We start from the raw sequence: 17278 nt of genomic DNA on the forward strand, positions 1-17278 counted from the left end.
TCGATTGTGCGGAAACCCGTTTCCTGTCGGGCGCGGCCCGATTCCCGCCCCGCTTCCGCGGCCCCGGCCGGCTCGCTGCGGTTCCCCTTCGCTGTGGCTGTCCGGTCCAGGAACTCCCTCTGGGAAAAGATTAGTTCTATACGGCAAGCAGTTGGTTGACCGACCTTGCGCAGTGCATGGCCGATATTGCGCGCGCTGCCCCGTCCGGCTGGGGCCGTTCATCGTGGACAACGGCAGGCGCCAATGCGGCGCGGTGCGTTGTCCGATCGGCCACCTTTCGCGTGTGGATTCGGAGCGCGGTGGAGCAGGAGTGGGCGCACTCGGCTCGCGCCGCGTCGGGAATCGCGGTCGTCCGCGTGCGACTGCTGGAGCGCACCACGCCGCCCTCAGGCCACCAGTGCGCTGTAGACGAGCTGGCGGAGCCGCGCCCTGATCGGGTGCGCCTCCGACGGCACCAGGTGGGAGCCCGCGAGGTGGAGCAGCTGCGTCATGAACACGACGGTCAGCTCCTCCACCGGGTCCACCCAGAACACCGTGCCCGCCGCGCCGCCCCAGTGGTGCTCACCGGGGCTGGTCGCGGTGCGCGCCTTGACGGGGTCCACCACGACGGCGAAGCCGAGCCCGAAGCCCACGCCGTCGAAGACCGCGTTGGTGAACCCGCCGGTCGACAGCGCCCGCAGGTCGGCGGCGAGGTGGTTGGCGGTCATCAGCCGCAGCGTCCGCGGCGCGAGCACCCGGACGCCGTCCAGCTCGCCCCCGCCCGCGAGCATCCGGGTGAACCGCACGTAGTCCGGCAGCGTCGACAGCATCCCTCCGCCCGCGGACAGCACGGCGGGCGGGCTGAGCGCCCGGTCGCCGATGGCGTCCGCCCGCACGGCGAGCCCGGTCACCGGGTCGGGGACGTACAGCGCGGCCAGTCGGTCGGCACGCGCGTCGTCGGCGTGCCAGACCGTGTCGGCCATGCCCAGCGGCCGGGTCACGCGGTCGGCGATCGCGGCGTCCAGGCTCTGCCCGCTCCAGATCTCGACGAGCCTGCCCAGCACGTCGGTGGAGGCGCCGTAGCCCCACGCGGTGCCCGGCTGGAACAGCAGCGGCAGCCGGGCGAGGTCGTCGCACAGCGAGGCCAGGGTGGTTCCCTCGGGGGAGCCCATGTCGTAGCCCGCGCGGCGGTACAGGGCGTCGACCACCGACGTGCGCAGGAACCCCGCCGTCAGACCGGAGGTGTGGGTGAGCAGGTGCCACACCCGCACCGGCTCGATCGCCGGGACCGTCACCACGTCGTCGACCGAGCCCCGGTGGTAGACCCGGACGTCGGCGAACGAGGGTATCCAGCGGCTGACCGGGTCGGTGAGGGCGAACGCGCCCTCCTCCCACAGGGTCATCGCGGCCACCGAGGCGATCGGCTTGGTCATCGAGTAGACGCGCCACAGCGTGTCGTCCGCGACGGGCGAGCCCGCTTCGCGGTCCCGGAAGCCGCAGGAAGACAGGTGGGCCGTCGCACCGCGCCTGGTGATCGCCAGCTGCCACCCGGCCAGCCTGCCGTCCTCGACGTAGCGCGCGAAGTGCCGGTCGAGGCGGTCGAGCCGCGCGCGGTCGAAGCCGAGCCCACCGCTCATCGGGCCACCGCTGCGCCGATGATCGCGGCCGCCTCGGCCATGCCCGCGGCGTTGGGGTGGTAGGGGTAGGCCGGGGAAGCCGGGACCAGGCCCTCCAGCCAGCGGCGCTCGGGCGGCTCGCACAGGCCGTGGTCGGCGCTGGGCGTGCGGATGTCCACATAGGACGCCCCGTGCCGGGACGCCTGGTCGGCCAGCATCGCCATCAGGCGGTCGAACGTGGTCTGCAGGTAGTCCGCGTCCACGGCGGTGAACGGGTCGGTGGGGTAGCAGCCACCGGGGCGCCAGTACGTCAGGTACCCGACCACCACCACGTCGGCGTCCGGGGAACGGCGGTGGATCTCCTCCAGCGCGGCGCCCACCTTCGGCGCGGTCGCCTCGATGCGGGCGACGAACTGGTCGACCCCGTCCACCGTGTAGCGCTCCTGGCAGGTCGGTCCGGTGGGGGTGCCGGAGCTGGCGCAGGCGGTGAACGCCGAACTCAGGTCGATGTCGTTGGCCGCGATCGCGAGGGTGACCAGGCCGGTGTCCGGGCGCAGCGCGTCGAACTGCGGTGGGACGATCCCGTACTGGCGACCCGTGAGGTCGTTCGTGGTGGCCGCCGAGCAGGTCACGTTGGCCAGCTCGGCGCCGAGGCGGCCTGCCAGCACCTGCGGCCAGCCCCGGTCGGAACGACCGCACGTGGTGTCGATCTGGTTCGGGATCAGCGGTCCCGCGGCCGACGAGTCGCCCAGCGCCACGTACCGCAGCTGTTCGTCCGCCGCCGCCGACGGCGGCCCGACGACCGCCGCCACCAGCAGCACCGCGCTCGCCGCCATTCGCCGCCGTAACTTGGAAACCGCATTCCCCATGACGTTGATCTCCTCCTGCGTGGACGGTATCCGCGCTACACCGCGCGCAGCGTGGTGGAGCGCTCCTGTGGGGCGGCGTCGCCCGAGCCCGCCGCTTCCCGGCGGATCGCCAACCAGAGCAGCGGCACCAGGGCCAGCCCGACGGCCGCGGCGGCGACGATCGCGTAGTAGGGCGCGACGAGGCTGCCGGTGGCCTCCTCGATGAGGCCGTAGGCGTACGGTCCGACGAAGCCGCCGGTGATGCCGACGGTGTTGATGAAGGCCAGGCCCGCCGCGGCCATCAGACCCGACATCCGGGACATGGCGACCGACCAGAACAGCGGCAGGGTGCCGAGGGCGAAGAAGTTGGTGATGAAGATCAGGCCGACGCTGACCACCGGGTTGGTGGACAGGAGGAAGCCGACCATGATGACCAGCACCGCGCCCGCGCACACGCCGATCAGCGGGACTTCGCGACCGAAGCGGCGCTTGAGCCACGGGAAGAACAGCACGCCCGCCAGGCCGGAGATGCCACCGCTGCCCGCCACCAGGCCGATGAGGAAGGGGCTCTGCAGGCCGAGCGACTGCAGCAGCGCCGGGAAGTTGAAGCCGACACCGGAGCCGATGGCCTGGTTGACGAAGTAGATCCCGGCGAGGGCGAGCACCGTCGGGCGGCCGAACGCCCGGCGCAGGTTGCCCCGCACCCGGTTCGGCGACGGCGCGTCGCGCCCCACGGCCCGCGCGGTCAACTCGGCGGCCTCCTGCGGCGTGAGCCACCGGGCGTCGGCGGGGCGTCCGGGCAGGGCGAACCAGACCAGCACCCCGACGGCGATCGTGACCAGGCCCTCGACCAGGAACATCCACTGCCACCCGCGCAGGCCCGCCAGCCCGTCCAGGTTCATCAGCGCGCCGCCCATGGGCGAGCCGAGGAAGATCGCGACGCAGGGCGCGGTGTAGATCAGGCCCACGATCGTCACCCGGTGCTTCTGGGAGAACCACAGCGTGACCATGTACATCATGGCGGGGAACAGGCCGGCTTCCGCGGCTCCGAGCAGCAACCGCAGCAGGTAGAACGACAGCTCGTCCCGCACGAACATCATGGCGGCGGACACCGCGCCCCACGTCACCGCGATGCGGGTGATCCACACGCGGGCGCCGACGCGGTACAGGACCAGGTTGCTCGGCACTTCGAGCAGGGCGTAGCTGACGAAGAACAGCCCCGCGCCGAGCCCGTAGGCGGCCGCGCTGATGCCGACGTCGGCCGCCAGCGCCGTCTTGGCGAGGGCGACGTTGGTCCGGTCGATGTAGGACATGAAGTAGGCGATGCCGAGCACCGGCAGCAACCGCGTGATGGCCTTCTTCGTCGCGAGCTCGTGCACCAGGTCTTCAGCGTTCGTCATCGGACGCCCTTCCGGATCGGGCAGCTCGGTGCGATGTCCGGGTGGATCGACAATAAGGTAGGCTTCTACCTGCGATACTACGGAGTATCACGGTAGGTATGAGGACTTGTGGTGTCAACCGCCCGCGTCGGCGCGCGTGGTGGCGGCGGGGTTGGAAGGGGAGGATGAGCGGGTGAGCGCGAGTCCCGAGCTGGAGCCCGACGCGCGGAGCAGGATCCTCGACGCCGCGGCCGAGGCCTTCATGGCGCACGGGTTCGCCAACGCCACGATCGACGACATCGCCCGCGAGGTCGGCGCCACCAAGGGGCTGGTCTACTACCACTTCCGGTCGAAGTTCGACATCTTCCTCGCGGTGTACGAGGAAGCCATGGGGCGTGTGCGCAGGAGGGTCGAGCCGCACGTCAACGGCCGGGGGAGCGGTCGTGACCGGCTCGTGACCATGGCGGTCGCGCACGAGCTCAACCTGATGGAGGACCTCGCCTACCACCACGTCGTCCACCAAGCGGTGCGCGGCCAGGTGTCCACCGCGCTGAAAGCCCGCCAGCGCGAGGCCCTGCTGGCGCTGAACGGGCTGCGCGGCGACTACGAGCGGATGTTCCGCCGCGTGGTGGAGGAGGGGATCGCCGACGGCTCCCTCCGCCCGGTGGACGCCTCGCTCGCCACGAGGACGCTGCTCAGCAACCTCAACGCGGTCGACGCCTGGTACCGCAGGATCGAGGGCCAGTCCGCGGCGGAAGTGCGCGAGCTGGCCCACCGGATCGTGGACATCCTGATCGGCGGTCTGGTCGCGCCGGTCGGGACGAGCTGACCCGTACGGTCAGTCGTGCGGAGCGGTTTCGTCACGGGGGCCGCGGAGCACGAACAGCAGCGAGCCGACGGCGCACAGGAGCAGGGCGACCGCCATCGCGGTGCGGTCGTCCGCGTCCGCGATGGCGAAGGCCCACCACCGCGCGCCGATTCCCCCTTGCGGCGTGTGGCGCGGGTGCGCGCCGAACAGCAGGCAGCACATCAGGTGCAGCAGTGGCAGGGTCCAGCCGCGCGTGGCCCCGGCGATGGTGGCGGTCGCCAGCGCCATCCCGGTCAGGCCCGCGAGGTTGCGCAGCGCGGTCTGGCCGTCGGGCAGCAGCGGGCACGCCGCCGCCACGGTGACCAGGCAGGTGACGAGCAGGGCGGCCCGCTGGGGCACGGGTGAGCGCGGGACGACGCGGAACACCGTGGTGGGTGCTCTGGTGCGCAGGGCGACCGCGCAGGCCAGCAGCAGGGGCAGCAGTTGGGACAGCGGCACGCTGAGCCCGCGCGCCCCGCTCAGCGAGGGGATCGGCACGTGCCTGCCGCCGAGGACCAGTCCGGCCACCGCGACCAGGCACGACGTCGCGGCCAGCGTGGGCCACCGGTGCGCGCGCAGCCACAGCCGTACGATCGTCACGGCACGGCCGGGGCGGGGGTGGTGCAGTCGCCGTGCGCTCGGACGAGCGCGGCGTACCACGCGCGCTGCTGCTCGACGCCGCTGTCGAGGAGCCGGGCGAACTGCGGCGCTTGTGCCGGGGGCACCAGGGCCGCTGTGGGGAGGTCGGGCCGGATGCGGTGCGTGAGCCAGGCGGTGAGCAGGGCGTTGGCATGGGCGGCGGGGTAGTGGACCGAGCCGTCGCCGCGCACCGCGCAGGCCGGTGGTGCGGGCACCAAGCGCTGGGCCAGGGACATCACCACGTCGACTTCCGCGACGTCGGGCCGCATCGGACCGATGCGCTCGGCCTCGGCACCGGGGCGCAGTCCGTGCTCCAGGTACAGGTCCGGCTGCGCGCCCAGATCGGCGAAGACGGCGCGGTAGCGGCTGATCGCACGGAGCCAGGCGTTCACGCCCGCTGCGTGCTCGGGCCACATGCACACGGTGACACCGTCACGGGTTCCGCACGACTCGGCGGTGGGCTGGCGCGCTTCGGTCAGCCTGCCGCCGGTGTCGCGCAGGATCGATACGGCGACCACGCCGAGGACGACGGCGATCACCGCCAGGGGCGCGCTGTGGGCCACCTCGGGCAGGGCGAGCACCGCGATCGCGGCCACCGCCAGCGCGGCGATCCACAACCACTGGCCCGCGACGGTGGCCTGGACGGGCTGCGCGGAGACCTCGCAGCACTGGCGGTCCACCGCGCTCAAGCGGGCCAGCAGCGGGTTGTCACTGCCGGACCCGTAGGCCAGGCCGACCCACACCACCACCGCGACGATCGGTGCCGCGAGGTAGCGGGGCAGGTGCCGCCCGGCGGCGGCGCCCACGAGCACCGCGGCCAGCAGGCACAGCGGCCCCAGCAGCACCACCGACCAGTACGGGCTGCCCCGGCCCTGCACGTCCAAGGCCATGACCGTGAACAAGGCCGTCCACCCGGCCAGACCGGCCAACAGCGCCCCGACGCAGTTGAGCAGCAGCCACGGCAGCGGTGAACGCGGGTAGGTCCGGGTAAGCACCGCCGACGTCGTCCTCCGGTCGCGGGAGGCGTCCCAGGCGGCCAGCGCCGCGGTCAGCGGCACCAGCAGCACCCCGTGCTGCTGCAACTGCCCCGAGGTCCACCCCCAGTCCAGCGACCAGCCACCCCCGCGCGTGCCCGCGTAGAGCCCCAGCGCGGTCATCACCGGAACCCCGACGGGAGCACTGCCGCGCCGGAGGGCGATCAGCAGCGGGTTCACCGGCCCTCCTCGGCCACCAGCGCCTCGTAGGCGGCGTCGATGTCCGATGCCCGCCCGCCCCGCCCGCCGGTCAACGTCGCGACCGTGCCGTGGAAGCGCACGGTGCCCTCGTCGAGGACCACCACCCGGTCCGCGGTCGCGGCCACGTCCTCGGTCAGGTGCGTGCTCACCACGACCGTCCGCTCCCGCCCGAGGGCGCGGACCAGCTCGCGCAGGCCGCGGCGCTGCCGGGGGTCCAGTCCCACCGTGGGCTCGTCCAGCAGCAACACCCCCGGCCGGTTCACGATCGCCTGGGCGATGCCCACGCGCCGGTGCATCCCGCCCGACAACTGCGAGATCTTCACGTCCCTCTTCCCGGCCAGGTCCACCGCGCGCAGCGCCTCCTCCACGGCGGCCCGCCGCCGGCCGCGGGGCACGAGCCGCTGCCAGGCGGTCAGCGTCAGGAACTCCGACACGGTCAGGTTCTCCGGCAGCGTGAAGCTCTGCGGGAGGAACCCGAGCCCGCGGCGGTACTGCCTCCTGTCGCGGACGCTGTCGGTGCCGTCGAGGTCCACCGAACCGGACTGCGCCCTCAGCGCTGTCGACAGCAGGCCGAGCAGGGTGCTCTTCCCCGCGCCGTTGGGGCCGAGCACCGCGGTCACCCCGGTCGGGAACTCCACATCCACCTCGCGCAGCGCGGTCACCCCGCCGTAGCGGTACGACACGCCCACCACCCGCACGGTGTCGGTCACCGATCGCACCCTTCTCGTCGGGTTCAGCGCGCGGGTGCCGGGTCCGGCGTCATCGCGCGGTCAACCGGCGCAGCGCCGACCGGCTCTCGTCGTCCTCGGGGCGGTAGACCAGCAGCCGCTGGTCCGGGTCCTGAACGGGCACGAGCACTTCGAAGTGCAGCGTGATCACACCCACGTCGGGATGGCGCACCACCTTGCGCCCGCGGCCGTTGACGTTGATGTCCCGCTCGGCCCAGAACCGCGCGAAGTCCTCGTCACGGGCGATGAACTCGGCGATGAGGTCGGTCAACGCCCGGTCCTCCGGGTGCGCGGCCCACGCGGCGCGCAGGTGGGCGACCCCTTCCCGGAGCGCGCGTTCGCGGTCGACGTAGAACTCGCGCATCTTGGGGTGCATCAGGCACAACCACATCGAGTTGCGCTGCGACGGCGGCAGCGCGTCGAAGTCCAGCAGCAGCCTGGCCATCTCGCCGTTCCAGGCCAGGATGTCGCAGCGGTGGTTCATCACCATCGCGGGCAGCGGCGACAGGTCGGTGACCAGCGCGACCAGTTGCGGCGCGGCGGCCGTGGTGTGCTCGCCTGCCGCGCGGGGGCGCTGCTGGGCCAGGTTGAACAGGTAGGCGCGTTCGTCGGGGGTCAGGCGCAGGGCACGGGAGAGCGCTTCCACCACGTCCGCCGATGGCCGCAGGCCACGGGCCTGCTCCAGCCGCACGATGTAGTCGGTGCTGACCCCGGCCAGTTCGGCGACCTCCTCGCGGCGCAGCCCCGGGGTGCGTCGGGTCCGCCGCCGCGAGGGCAGGTCGAAGTCCTGCGGGTCCAGGCGCTCACGCCGGGCCCGCAGGAACGCGGCCAGCTCCTGTGTCGTGTCCACGGTGCGGGTCATCGCGTTCGATCCTAGCGCCAGGATAGGACCGGCATTCCCAGGAAGCGCTTTCCCTTAACCCCGGCCTGCGGCGGTCGCAGACTCCCTCCCGACAGCTGATCACGAGCACGGGAGGACACGATGTCGCTCACCCTCGACACGTACCGGCTGCTGGGCCGGTCCGGGCTGCGGGTCTCACCGCTGGCGCTGGGCGCGGCGACCTTCGGCACCGAGTGGGGGTGGGGCGCGGAGCGGGACGAGGCGCGCAAGCTGTTCGACCTCTACGTCGGTCGCGGCGGCAACTTCATCGACACCGCCGACACCTACACCAACGGCAGCTCCGAACGCCTGCTGGGCGAGTTCGTCGGGGACGACCGCGACGGCCTCGTGCTGGCGACGAAGTACTCGCCGCTGCGCAGGCCCGGTGATCCGAACTCCGGGGGCGCGCACCGCAAGAACCTGTTCACGTCGGTGGAAGCCAGTCTGCGGCGGCTGGGCACGGACTACATCGACCTGCTCTACCTGCACGTGTGGGATTTCACGACATCGGTCGAGGAGATCCTGCGCGGCATGGACGACCTGGTCCGGCAGGGCAAGGTCCTGTACGTGGGGATCTCCAACACCCCGGCGTGGCAGGTCTCGCGCATGCAGGCGATCGCCGACCTGCGCGGTTGGTCGCCGCTGGTGGCGCTGCAGATCGAGCACAACCTGCTCCAGCGCACCGGGGAGCGCGACCTGATCCCCATGGCGCGCGAGATGGGACTGGGGGTGGTCCCGTACTCGCCGCTGGCGGGTGGCGTGCTCAGCGGCAAGTACAGCCGCGACGACCTGGCCGCGACCGGCGCCGGAGCCGACGGCACCCGCAGGAGCTTCAACCTCGCCCTTGGCGCGCTCACCGAGCGGAACCTCGCCATCACCGACGTCGTGAAGCAGGTCGCCGCGGAGCTGGGCCGCACCCCCGCCCAGGTCGGCCTGGCCTGGGTGCTGCGGCGTCCCGGCGTGACCGCGCCGATCATCGGCGCGCGCACCCCCGCGCAGCTGGAGGACAACCTGGGCGCTCTGGAGGTCGACTTCACCGACGCCCAGCTGGCCCGCCTCGACGAGGCCAGCGCGATCGACCTCGGGGCACCGCACGCCATGCTCGCCAGCGACCACATCCGCAGGGTGACCAGGGGCGAGCTGAAGATCGAAACCCGCGGCTGAGCACCCGCACCCCCCGGAGTTCGCCGCTCACCGCACTGGCGTGCGCGCCGCCTCGACAGTGCGCACCGGCTCCCGGCGGGGCTCGGTGGGCCAGCGGTGCGCCACGAGCACGGGGCACCGGGCGTGCAGCAGGGCGGTGCGGACCAGTTGGCCGCGCTCGGCCAGGACGAGCAGGTCGGTGTCGGCGTGGCGGGCGATCGCCTCGTGGGGGTGCATCCGGGCCAGCACCGACGTGTGCGGGGTGGCGCGCAGCACCCGGCCTGCGCGCTCCACCGGCCACCAGGGGTCATCGGCCCTCAGCGGCAGCGGTGGCGCGGCGTGCAGGACGCGCAGCGCCGCGCCCAGCCGGTCGGCGTGCTCGACCGCGCGGGCGAGCACCAGCTCGTCCGACGGGTTGCCGGTGACCAGGGCGGTGACGCGGTGGTGGCGGTGGCGCAGCGCCGAGGCGGTGCCGCGCACGACCACGACGTCGCAGGCGGCGTGCTCCACCAGGGGCGGCACCACCCTGCCGAGGCCGAACGCCGTGGCGTCACCACCCCGGTAGGCGGTCACCAGGACCTGAGCGCGGGTGCTGGCCACCAGCAGGTCGTGCACCGGGTCGGCGGTCGGCGGGTGCACCTCCAGCGGGACGCCGGTGGCGTCGGCGAGATCGGCCGCCCAGCGCAGCGCGGCCTCGCCCCAGGGGGAGGGGTCGCCTGCCACGACCACGGGCGGGAGAGCGGGAAGGGCCTGCTGCTCGGTCATACCCCCACCATCGTCGCCGACCCGTGGTGGGCACAGGGCCGTGAGCGCCGTCCCGACCGGGACGAAGGTCCCGCGCGTCACCGCGTGGTCACCTGCTCCAGCAGGTCGTGAACCACGCGGCGGGGTGGGGCCGGACCGGCGAGCCGCGCCCGACGCGCAGTACAGCCAGCGGCACGATCGCGTGTTGTGCACGGAAGGAGCCGGCGCCGCCGTTGCGAGGAGTTCGGTGACCTGGTCGCGTTCCAGACCCAACGTTCCGATGAGACCGCACACGGCCGAAGATCCCGACCGGATCGGGCACGGTGCTCCGGCTCGAACGGGACGGGCACCGGGCCGATGGCCCGGTGCCCGTCCCGCGCTGGAAGTCGCGCCCCTCAACGCCCCATGCTCACGAGGCGGTGCTGCAACCGGTCGTGCAGCAGGTCCACCGCCTCCTGGTAGGTCTCGGCGGCGGCCTCGGCGTTCACCGGCTTGCCGTTCACGTCCAGCGAGGCGTGGGCGGTGACCAGCCGGGGACCGTCGGTGGCGAGCCGGACCCGCGCGTAGTGGACGTCGGCGGGCGCGTACTTGGCGACCGCCTCGACCTTCGTGCGCGCGTAGTCGCCCGCCTCCACGGGGAACCCGTCGACCAGCTCGGTGCGGATGTTCGCGATCTCGTGCACTCTGCCCATGGCTGGAGCCCTGTTCCTCATCGGGTTGCCACGTGGTGTTCCACAGTGGACGATCGGTTGTCCTGGATGCGTCTCGGTCATCGCAGCCAGGCGTGGTCGCGGATGACGGGCTGGCGGGCCCACCGGCGCCCCAGGCCCCAGGTGGCGCCCGCGCCCGCGGCGGCGACGGCGATCAGCGCGAGGGCGTAGACGACGTGGTAATCGATCAGGGGGTTGGTCGACCCGCTGGGTTGGCCTGCGGAGGTGAAGCGGGCCAGTGGCCATTCGGCGGCCCACATCAGCAGCATCATCACCGTGCCCGAGATCGCCGCGAGGCGCAGGGCGATGCCCGCGGTGGTGGCCAGGCCGATGGCCAGCAGGCCGAGCATGAACAGCCAGTTGGCCCAGCCCGCGCCTGCCCAGGCGTGGAAGGTCGACTCCAGGGGGCCGACCGCGACGTGGCCGAGGAAGCCCTTGGTGGGGGAGCCGCCGTTGATCCAGGCCGCTTCCGGCTTGGTGGCGTAACCCAGGCCGAACAGCTTGTCGAAGAAGGCCCAGAGGAACACGAAACCGGTGCCGATCCGCAGGACCGCGAGCGCGACGGCACCGGCGTCCGCGCGGGTCGCCGTGGTGGCCGCCGCACGGGTCGTCGCCCCGGTCGTCGCCCCGGTCGTCGCCTTGGTCGTGCCGTTGGAGTGGGCAATCGCAGTCATGGCTTCGTCTCCCTCTGTTCCCTCTGCCGCTGTTTCCGACCTCGAGCTTCGCCGTCGCGGCGGCTGGGGAACGCGGGCGAAGGTCCCTGATCGACAGGGACGTCCGGCGCCTTCCACCCTTGCCGGTTCACCGCTGCGCCGGTGAGGGGCGTCCACGGCGGGCGCCCCTCACCGGGGAGAATCAGCGCTTGCCGAGCTTGTAGGCGCGGATCACGGTCTGCTCGAAGGTGTTGCTCCTGCCATCGGCCCCCTTGACCCGCAAGGAGACGAAACCACCCGGGTTGTCGGGGTTGTGCACCAGCGCGGTGTTGCCGAGGACCAGGACCTGGCGCCAGGTCGCGCCGTCGTCGAACGACGCCTCGACCTGGACGCGGCGGACTCCGGTGTCCAGCTGCTGGTCCACCACCAGCGGCACGCGCAGCAGCGCGCCCGCCCGCGCCGCGCCTTCGTCGTCCAGCTCGGGCGCGAACCGGACCACGGTCAGCGGCAGCGGCTGCTCACCGGTGGTGGTGCCGGAGCGGAACGTCCAGCGCCCGCGCACCTCGGTGCTGAACTCCGACACCCCCTCCGCGCGCACCGCCTCGGTCTCCAGGCGGAAGTCCCCGTTGCCCGCGGGCACCTCGAACTGGCCGGAACCCGCGTAGGGGAGCTGGTCGACCTCCTCGCCGCCGCGGAACAGCGCCGTGCGCGCGGACGCGGTGGCGGAGGTGCCGACATTGCCGTGCCGGTCGCCGAACAGCGGCAGGTTGACGGTGATCCGGTCGCCGGAGCGCGACAGGCTCCGGGAGGTCGGCACCGGGCCGAACACCGGGTCGTTCAGGCGTTCCCGGTACTGCCGCCCCGCGCGGTAAGCGTGTTCCGGGCCGTCGAGCGTCGCCTCGAAGTTCGAGCCGTACTGCAACGTGTGCCAGGACCACCGGACGCCTTCGGTCGTCACGTAGTCGACGCTCTCCCCGGACGGACCGACCTGGGACAGCATGTAGGAGCCGTGGATGCCGTTCACGGTCGAGTCACCGCCGAGCAGCAGCCTCTTGCCCTCCGGGAAGGGCCCGACCGACGAGCGGACCTCGGCCAGCTCGGACTTCGCGGGCGCGCGTTCCAGGCCCGTGGGCGCCTTGCCGGGGAAGCCCCAGGTGAGCCCGTAGCGCACGGGGGTGCCCTCGACCGGGGGGCCGTCGTAGGTCTCGGAGATCCTGGTGGTGAACTGGTCCGAGGGCAGTTCCGGCCCCAGGTGCCCGACCGAGTACCGACCCCCGAAACCGCCTCCCAGGACGCCGAAGCCGTAGCCGAGGGTCCGTCCGCCCCACGTCCGCCGCCCGGCCACCTCGGCGAGCATGGGCACGGCTTCCGGGTCGGGCGCGGTGATCCGGATCGGCGCGGCCTTCCTGGCGTCGGTCGTCACCACGGCGTCGGCGGTGACGGAGAACGCCGGGTGGAACAGCACGGCGAGGTTCTCGCCGGTCACGACGGCCGCCGTCGCGACGTAGTCGCCCTTGGGCAGTCGCCGCACGCCGGAGGCGTACTGCTCGCCACGACCGGTGACCAGGTCGTAGAGCATGGTGGACGCCTGCTGCGTGGGCTGGCCGTTCGCGTCTGTGTACTCGAAGGTGATGTCGTAGCTCTCCACCTCCCGGTTGACGGTCACCGAGGTGCGCAGAGCGGTCGTCCCGGCCGAGGCGACCACCGAACCCGAGTAGACGCCGTCGAGGGAGCCGACGCGGGTGTCGGCGGTGACGGTGATCGATGCCCGGCCGCCTGCGGGCACGGTGACCTCGGCGGGCGTCGCGGTGAGCAGGCCCGCCGGAGCGGCCTTGCCGTCCGGGCCGGTGGCCTCGACGGCCACGCGCAGCGCCAGCGGCTCGGCACCGTCGTTGTGGTAGACCAACTCCCTGCTGATCGGCGTGTCGTCGTGGTGCGGCCACCGCTGGGTGCCGAAGGCCAGGCTCGCCGGTTCGGCGATGGCGTTCAGCGCGATGGCGGCGGCCAGGTCGACCCGGCCGCTGCCCTGGTCGAACGGGGTCAGCGCGGGGTTGGGCTCGGCGGAGGCCATGAGCGCGGCCTTGATCCGGGAGCCGGTCCAGTCGGGGTGCTGCTGGGCCAGCAGCGCCGCCGCGCCCGCGACGTGCGGGGTGGCCATCGACGTGCCCGACGCCGCCACGTAGTTCTCGTCGATGGGCGGACCGATGTCCGCCTTGCCCGACTTGGCGGCCACGATGCCCACGCCGGGCGCGGTGACGTCCGGCTTGACCGCGCCGTCGCCGACGCGGGGACCTCGGCTGGAGAAGGGCGCGATGCCGTCCTGGCGGTCCACCGCGCCCACGGTCAGCGCGGCGTCGGCGCTGCCCGGCGAGCCGACGGTCCGGGGGCCGCCGGAGTTGCCCGCCGCGATGACGAACAGCGTGCCGGTGGTGGCCGAGAGGGTGTTGACCGCTTCCTCCAGGGGGTCGACCTCCGGGGTGTCGGTGCCGCCGAGGCTGAGGTTGACCACGTCCGCGCCCTGGTCGGCGGCCCACTGCATGCCCGCCAGGATCGCCGATTCCGAGCAGCCGAAGGGCAGGCACACCTTGCCGTCGAGCAGTTGCGCCTCGGGGGCCACGCCGCGGTACTTGGTGCCCGAGCCCGCGATGGTGGACGCGACGTGCGTGCCGTGGCCGACGACGTCGGAGTTGTCCGAGTCCTCGGTGAAGTTCGCCGCGGCCACCACGTGCCCGGCCAGGTCGGGGTGCTCGGCGTCCACGCCGGTGTCGAGCACGGCGACCTTCACGCCCTTGCCGGTGTACCCGGCCGACCACGCGGCGGGCGCGCCGATCTGGGCGGTGCTGCGGTCCAGGGCGGGTTCGCGCATCCCGTCCAGCCACACCTTCCGCACGCCGGGGTCGGCCATCAGCGAGCGGAAGGTGCCCGCGGCGTCGGCCTTGCGCGCCCGCGCGGCGGTGGCGCGCACGGCGCCCAGGTCGCGGGTGACCTCCACGGCGGCGGACCTGCCGGTGATGATCAGCGGCACGGTGTCGCGCCGCGCGTCGTCGTACCCGGCCTGGACCAGCCCGGTCACGTCGAACAGCCGCAGGTCCAGCCTGCCCGCGCGCACCTGGCTGAGCGCGTCGTCGGGAACGACGTGCTCGTGGCCGTCGTTGTCGAACCTGTGGACGGCAACGCCTTCCCGTCCCGGGCCGGCGGTCATCGAGGCGACCCGCCCCCCGCTCACCAGCACCCGATCACCCGTGATCAGCGTGACCCAGGCCGATCCGGCGACCTGCTTGCCCGAAAGGGCACCATTGCCGCCCGAAGGGGCACCGTTCATTGTGGACGCAGTGGAAATCCCCGGAGCGCCGCCGGCGGCCAGCAGGCAGACCACTGTCAGAAAACCGCTGCGGCGCAAGAGTTTCGAGCGCGACACAGACACCTCCAGTCCGATGTGGCCGGAAGGCACCGCACCTCGTGGCGGCGGCGGACTGGAAGTGGCGAAGCCCTCCAACCCCTTGGACCCTAGTGAGTCGCGCGGGGCAGGGAAGACGGCCGCCGGGGGATGCCGCCCCGGCGAACAGACTAACCTCGCGGTTACCGCTCGGGGCCCGTGGCGGTGGCAGTGGTCCCCAGCGGTCCGTTCCGCGTCCGCGTCGAACCGGGGCGGGCGGCGCCTCGACCGCACACCGGTGCCTGTCCAGGCGCCGCCGGGTGTCCGGGCGGCCATCAGCCCCAGAAGGCCACGGCCTGCCTGCCGAGCGACTGCTGTCCCGCTGTGTTGGCGTGGCAGCCGTCGGCGACCTCATTGCTCTTGAGCCGGAACGCGCCCGCGTAGGTGACGTTCTGGGCCGAATCGGCAGCGGCTTGCCGGGCGAGGTTGTCGGTCAGCTGCGGACCGTTGGCGCCGGCCAGGAAGCACGTCTGGCCCGCGTCGTAGAGGGGTTGGCCGGTGATGTGGATCGCCGCGCCGGGGGCGGCGTGCCGGCGTGCGTTGGCGATGATCCGCTTCACCTCGTCGTAGGTGGCGCCTGCTTGGGCGAAGACGCAGATCTGCACCCATACAGCCGTGGGCTTGCCGAACCTGTTCGCCTGCTGGTCGAACTTCTGCCAGGCGTTGGAGTTGGGATCGGTCCAAGCCTGCACGACCAAGCCGCCGGTGCCGTAGGGGCCCCACAGGCGCGTGCCGCCGACCGCGACGTAGCCCTGGACGACGTTCTCCGCCATCGAGCAGCCGACGAAGCCCATCTCGTTCGCGGCAGGGACGTCGCTCCGGCCCGTTCGAGCGAGCTGCCCGCCCTCGCTGTCCGCCGAGGCGCCGACTGCGGGCACCACGGTCATGGCAGCCGCGAGGCCGAGCGCGCAGATCGCGCGCAGGAGCGGGCCGCGGCGTACCGGTGACGACCTCCTGAAGCTTTTTCCGCATTGTTCCATGTGCTCGATCATGATGTGCTTCGTTCTCCTTCCATCCCTGGTGTCGACCCGCTGGCATGCCGACGGTGGAAAGGCGGTGCTGCGGAGAGCGCGCCGCGCGGTAACGCTCCGGATCAATGCCGGGTGTGGTGACAACGGGCGTCGCGAACAGCGACAGGGTGTCCGTTCTCCCTGGTCTGAACAGTAACTCCGGCCTCACTGGTGGAGTGCACCGGTCCTTGTTCGAGGACAAACCTAGTCAAATGCCCACCCCGGTCGGACCCTCCATTTAGAGGAACTTCCGGGTTGATTGACCGAAAATATTTCGGTGTGCGCGGCGGGATGAATTGAAAGGGTGCGCGCTTCCGGTGGGCGGAAATGAACCATTGCTGTTCGCATTTCGATTGCGGTATGGCGAGCGGCGCGCGGAGTGGAACCTAGGTCGACACTTCGCCGCTGTGGTGGCGCGCCAGGTCGCGGGCGATCCCCGCCGCGGCCATCCGCAGCGGCGCGAGGTGCCGCGTCGGCTCGTGCCGGGTGGCCATGACCAGACCGATGGCCGCCAGCACGTCGCCGTCCGGGTCGTGCACGGGCACCGCGACCGAGCACGTGCCCAATGTCATCTCCTGCACCGTGCGCGCGTAGCCGCGCTGTCGCACCTCCGCCAGTTCTCGCAGCAGGCGGCCCCTCTCGGTCACGGTGTAGGGCGTCACCTTCTCGGCGCTCTCGACGACCCGTGCGACGACGTCCTGCGGCGCGTGGGCCAGCAGCACCTTGCCGACGCCCGTGGCGTGCAGGGGGAGCAGTCCGCCCGCGCGGCTGACCAGCGGCACGGACAGGCGGCCGTGCAGCCGTTCGAGGTAGAGGGCCTGGTCGTGGACTCGGATGGCGAGGTGCACGTTCTGCCGTGTCGCCTCGTACAGGTCCTGGAGGAACGGCAGGGCCACATCCCTCAACTCGCCCTGCACGCGGGCCAGCAGTCCGAGTTGCCACAGGCGGCGGCCCACGACGTAGCGGCGGTCGGGTAGGCGTTCCAGCACCTGTCGCTGGGTCAGCTCCGAGGTCAGGCGGTGCACGGTGGTCAGCGGCAGGCCCGAGCGGCGGGCCAGTTCGACCAGTGGCAGGCCGTCCCGCGAGCCTTCGAACGCGGCCAGCACGTCGAGGGCCTTGGCCAGGACGCCTCGCCCCTGTTCGGACGACCTCGCCGACATGCGCCCCTCTCGCCCCTTTCGGCCCGCTACGAGGGGCGATGGTAGCCACGAGTGGTCCATTTGGAGAGGGAGGATTTCCGCGCGGCGGAAATCCGGGGGCCGGTTCTGCTCGGACTGGCTCACGACCCGCGCCATGCCTGGTCGTCCCCCGGCCGGATCGACCGTCGGCGGTGAGCACCGCTGTCCTGCGGGGTTGTGGGGCGCCTGCTCCAACTACTGCGTCACAGGGCACGCCGCAAGAGGTCGTTCGGCCCAAAAGCGGCTGGCATCA

15 protein-coding genes are annotated in these 17278 nt (G+C 72.4%); 2 read left to right on the forward strand and 13 right to left on the reverse strand.

Annotated elements, in window-relative coordinates:
• Positions 1 to 386 precede the first annotated feature (386 nt).
• The 3 genes from JOF41_RS08975 to JOF41_RS08985 are packed head-to-tail and all read right to left on the reverse strand — an operon-like array spanning position 387 to position 3843.
• The gene (locus tag JOF41_RS08975) at positions 387 to 1616 is read right to left on the reverse strand and encodes a serine hydrolase domain-containing protein (RefSeq protein ID WP_209617705.1); all 1230 of its coding nucleotides are present in this window, start codon (positions 1614 to 1616) and stop codon (positions 387 to 389) included.
• Complete coding sequence (locus JOF41_RS08980) at positions 1613 to 2464, reverse strand: SGNH/GDSL hydrolase family protein (RefSeq protein ID WP_244989548.1); 852 nt, start codon at positions 2462 to 2464, stop codon at positions 1613 to 1615. Before JOF41_RS08980 ends, JOF41_RS08975 begins: the two co-directional genes overlap by 4 nt.
• Before the next feature lie 35 nt (positions 2465 to 2499).
• Positions 2500 to 3843 carry an MFS transporter gene (locus tag JOF41_RS08985; RefSeq protein ID WP_189226824.1) on the reverse strand — a complete coding sequence of 448 codons (1344 nt, stop codon included), beginning with the start codon at positions 3841 to 3843 and terminating at the stop codon, positions 2500 to 2502.
• A 172-nt stretch (positions 3844 to 4015) separates the two neighbouring features.
• On the opposite strand from JOF41_RS08985, the gene JOF41_RS08990 reads away from it, so the two are divergent.
• Positions 4016 to 4651, forward strand: coding sequence for a TetR family transcriptional regulator (locus JOF41_RS08990; RefSeq protein ID WP_307867331.1), 636 nt, complete (start codon positions 4016 to 4018; stop codon positions 4649 to 4651).
• Between the two features lie 9 nt (positions 4652 to 4660).
• Here the strand turns inward: JOF41_RS08990 and JOF41_RS08995 are convergent, their stop codons facing one another.
• The 4 genes from JOF41_RS08995 to JOF41_RS09010 are packed head-to-tail and all read right to left on the reverse strand — an operon-like array spanning position 4661 to position 8133.
• Positions 4661 to 5269 (reverse strand): hypothetical protein, encoded by a 609-nt coding sequence (locus tag JOF41_RS08995; protein WP_209617707.1) that lies wholly within the window; start codon positions 5267 to 5269, stop codon positions 4661 to 4663.
• Positions 5266 to 6522 carry a DUF7224 domain-containing protein gene (locus JOF41_RS09000; protein WP_209617710.1) on the reverse strand — a complete coding sequence of 419 codons (1257 nt, stop codon included), beginning with the start codon at positions 6520 to 6522 and terminating at the stop codon, positions 5266 to 5268. Before JOF41_RS09000 ends, JOF41_RS08995 begins: the two co-directional genes overlap by 4 nt.
• Entirely contained in the window at positions 6519 to 7253 is a 735-nt protein-coding gene (locus JOF41_RS09005) for an ABC transporter ATP-binding protein (RefSeq protein ID WP_307867332.1), read from the reverse strand. The genes JOF41_RS09000 and JOF41_RS09005 overlap by 4 nt, the downstream gene beginning before the upstream one ends.
• Positions 7254 to 7302: 49 nt before the next feature.
• Positions 7303 to 8133: a helix-turn-helix transcriptional regulator gene (locus JOF41_RS09010; RefSeq protein ID WP_209617716.1), complete on the reverse strand. Its 831-nt coding sequence runs from the start codon at positions 8131 to 8133 to the stop codon at positions 7303 to 7305.
• Between the two features lie 120 nt (positions 8134 to 8253).
• Between JOF41_RS09010 and JOF41_RS09015 the strand changes: the two genes are divergently transcribed.
• Positions 8254 to 9315, forward strand: coding sequence for an aldo/keto reductase (locus tag JOF41_RS09015; protein ID WP_209617721.1), 1062 nt, complete (start codon positions 8254 to 8256; stop codon positions 9313 to 9315).
• A gap of 27 nt (positions 9316 to 9342) precedes the next feature.
• Here JOF41_RS09015 and JOF41_RS09020 read toward each other — a convergent pair whose 3' ends face one another.
• From JOF41_RS09020 to JOF41_RS09045, 6 genes are all read right to left on the reverse strand, one after another.
• The gene (locus JOF41_RS09020) at positions 9343 to 10059 is read right to left on the reverse strand and encodes a putative universal stress family protein (RefSeq protein ID WP_209617724.1); all 717 of its coding nucleotides are present in this window, start codon (positions 10057 to 10059) and stop codon (positions 9343 to 9345) included.
• A 374-nt stretch (positions 10060 to 10433) separates the two neighbouring features.
• Positions 10434 to 10730: an HPF/RaiA family ribosome-associated protein gene (locus JOF41_RS09025; protein WP_209617727.1), complete on the reverse strand. Its 297-nt coding sequence runs from the start codon at positions 10728 to 10730 to the stop codon at positions 10434 to 10436.
• A 77-nt stretch (positions 10731 to 10807) separates the two neighbouring features.
• Positions 10808 to 11422: a DoxX family membrane protein gene (locus JOF41_RS09030; RefSeq protein ID WP_209617730.1), complete on the reverse strand. Its 615-nt coding sequence runs from the start codon at positions 11420 to 11422 to the stop codon at positions 10808 to 10810.
• A 181-nt stretch (positions 11423 to 11603) separates the two neighbouring features.
• Positions 11604 to 14603, reverse strand: coding sequence for a S8 family serine peptidase (locus tag JOF41_RS09035; RefSeq protein WP_244989549.1), 3000 nt, complete (start codon positions 14601 to 14603; stop codon positions 11604 to 11606).
• 509 nt (positions 14604 to 15112) lie between these two features.
• Positions 15113 to 15829, reverse strand: coding sequence for a hypothetical protein (locus JOF41_RS09040; protein WP_209617736.1), 717 nt, complete (start codon positions 15827 to 15829; stop codon positions 15113 to 15115).
• 404 nt (positions 15830 to 16233) lie between these two features.
• The gene (locus tag JOF41_RS09045; RefSeq protein WP_209617739.1) at positions 16234 to 17007 is read right to left on the reverse strand and encodes an IclR family transcriptional regulator; all 774 of its coding nucleotides are present in this window, start codon (positions 17005 to 17007) and stop codon (positions 16234 to 16236) included.
• Positions 17008 to 17278 lie beyond the last annotated feature (271 nt).

The organism is Saccharothrix coeruleofusca, assembly GCF_017876325.1.
GTDB lineage: Bacteria > Actinomycetota > Actinomycetes > Mycobacteriales > Pseudonocardiaceae > Actinosynnema > Actinosynnema coeruleofuscum.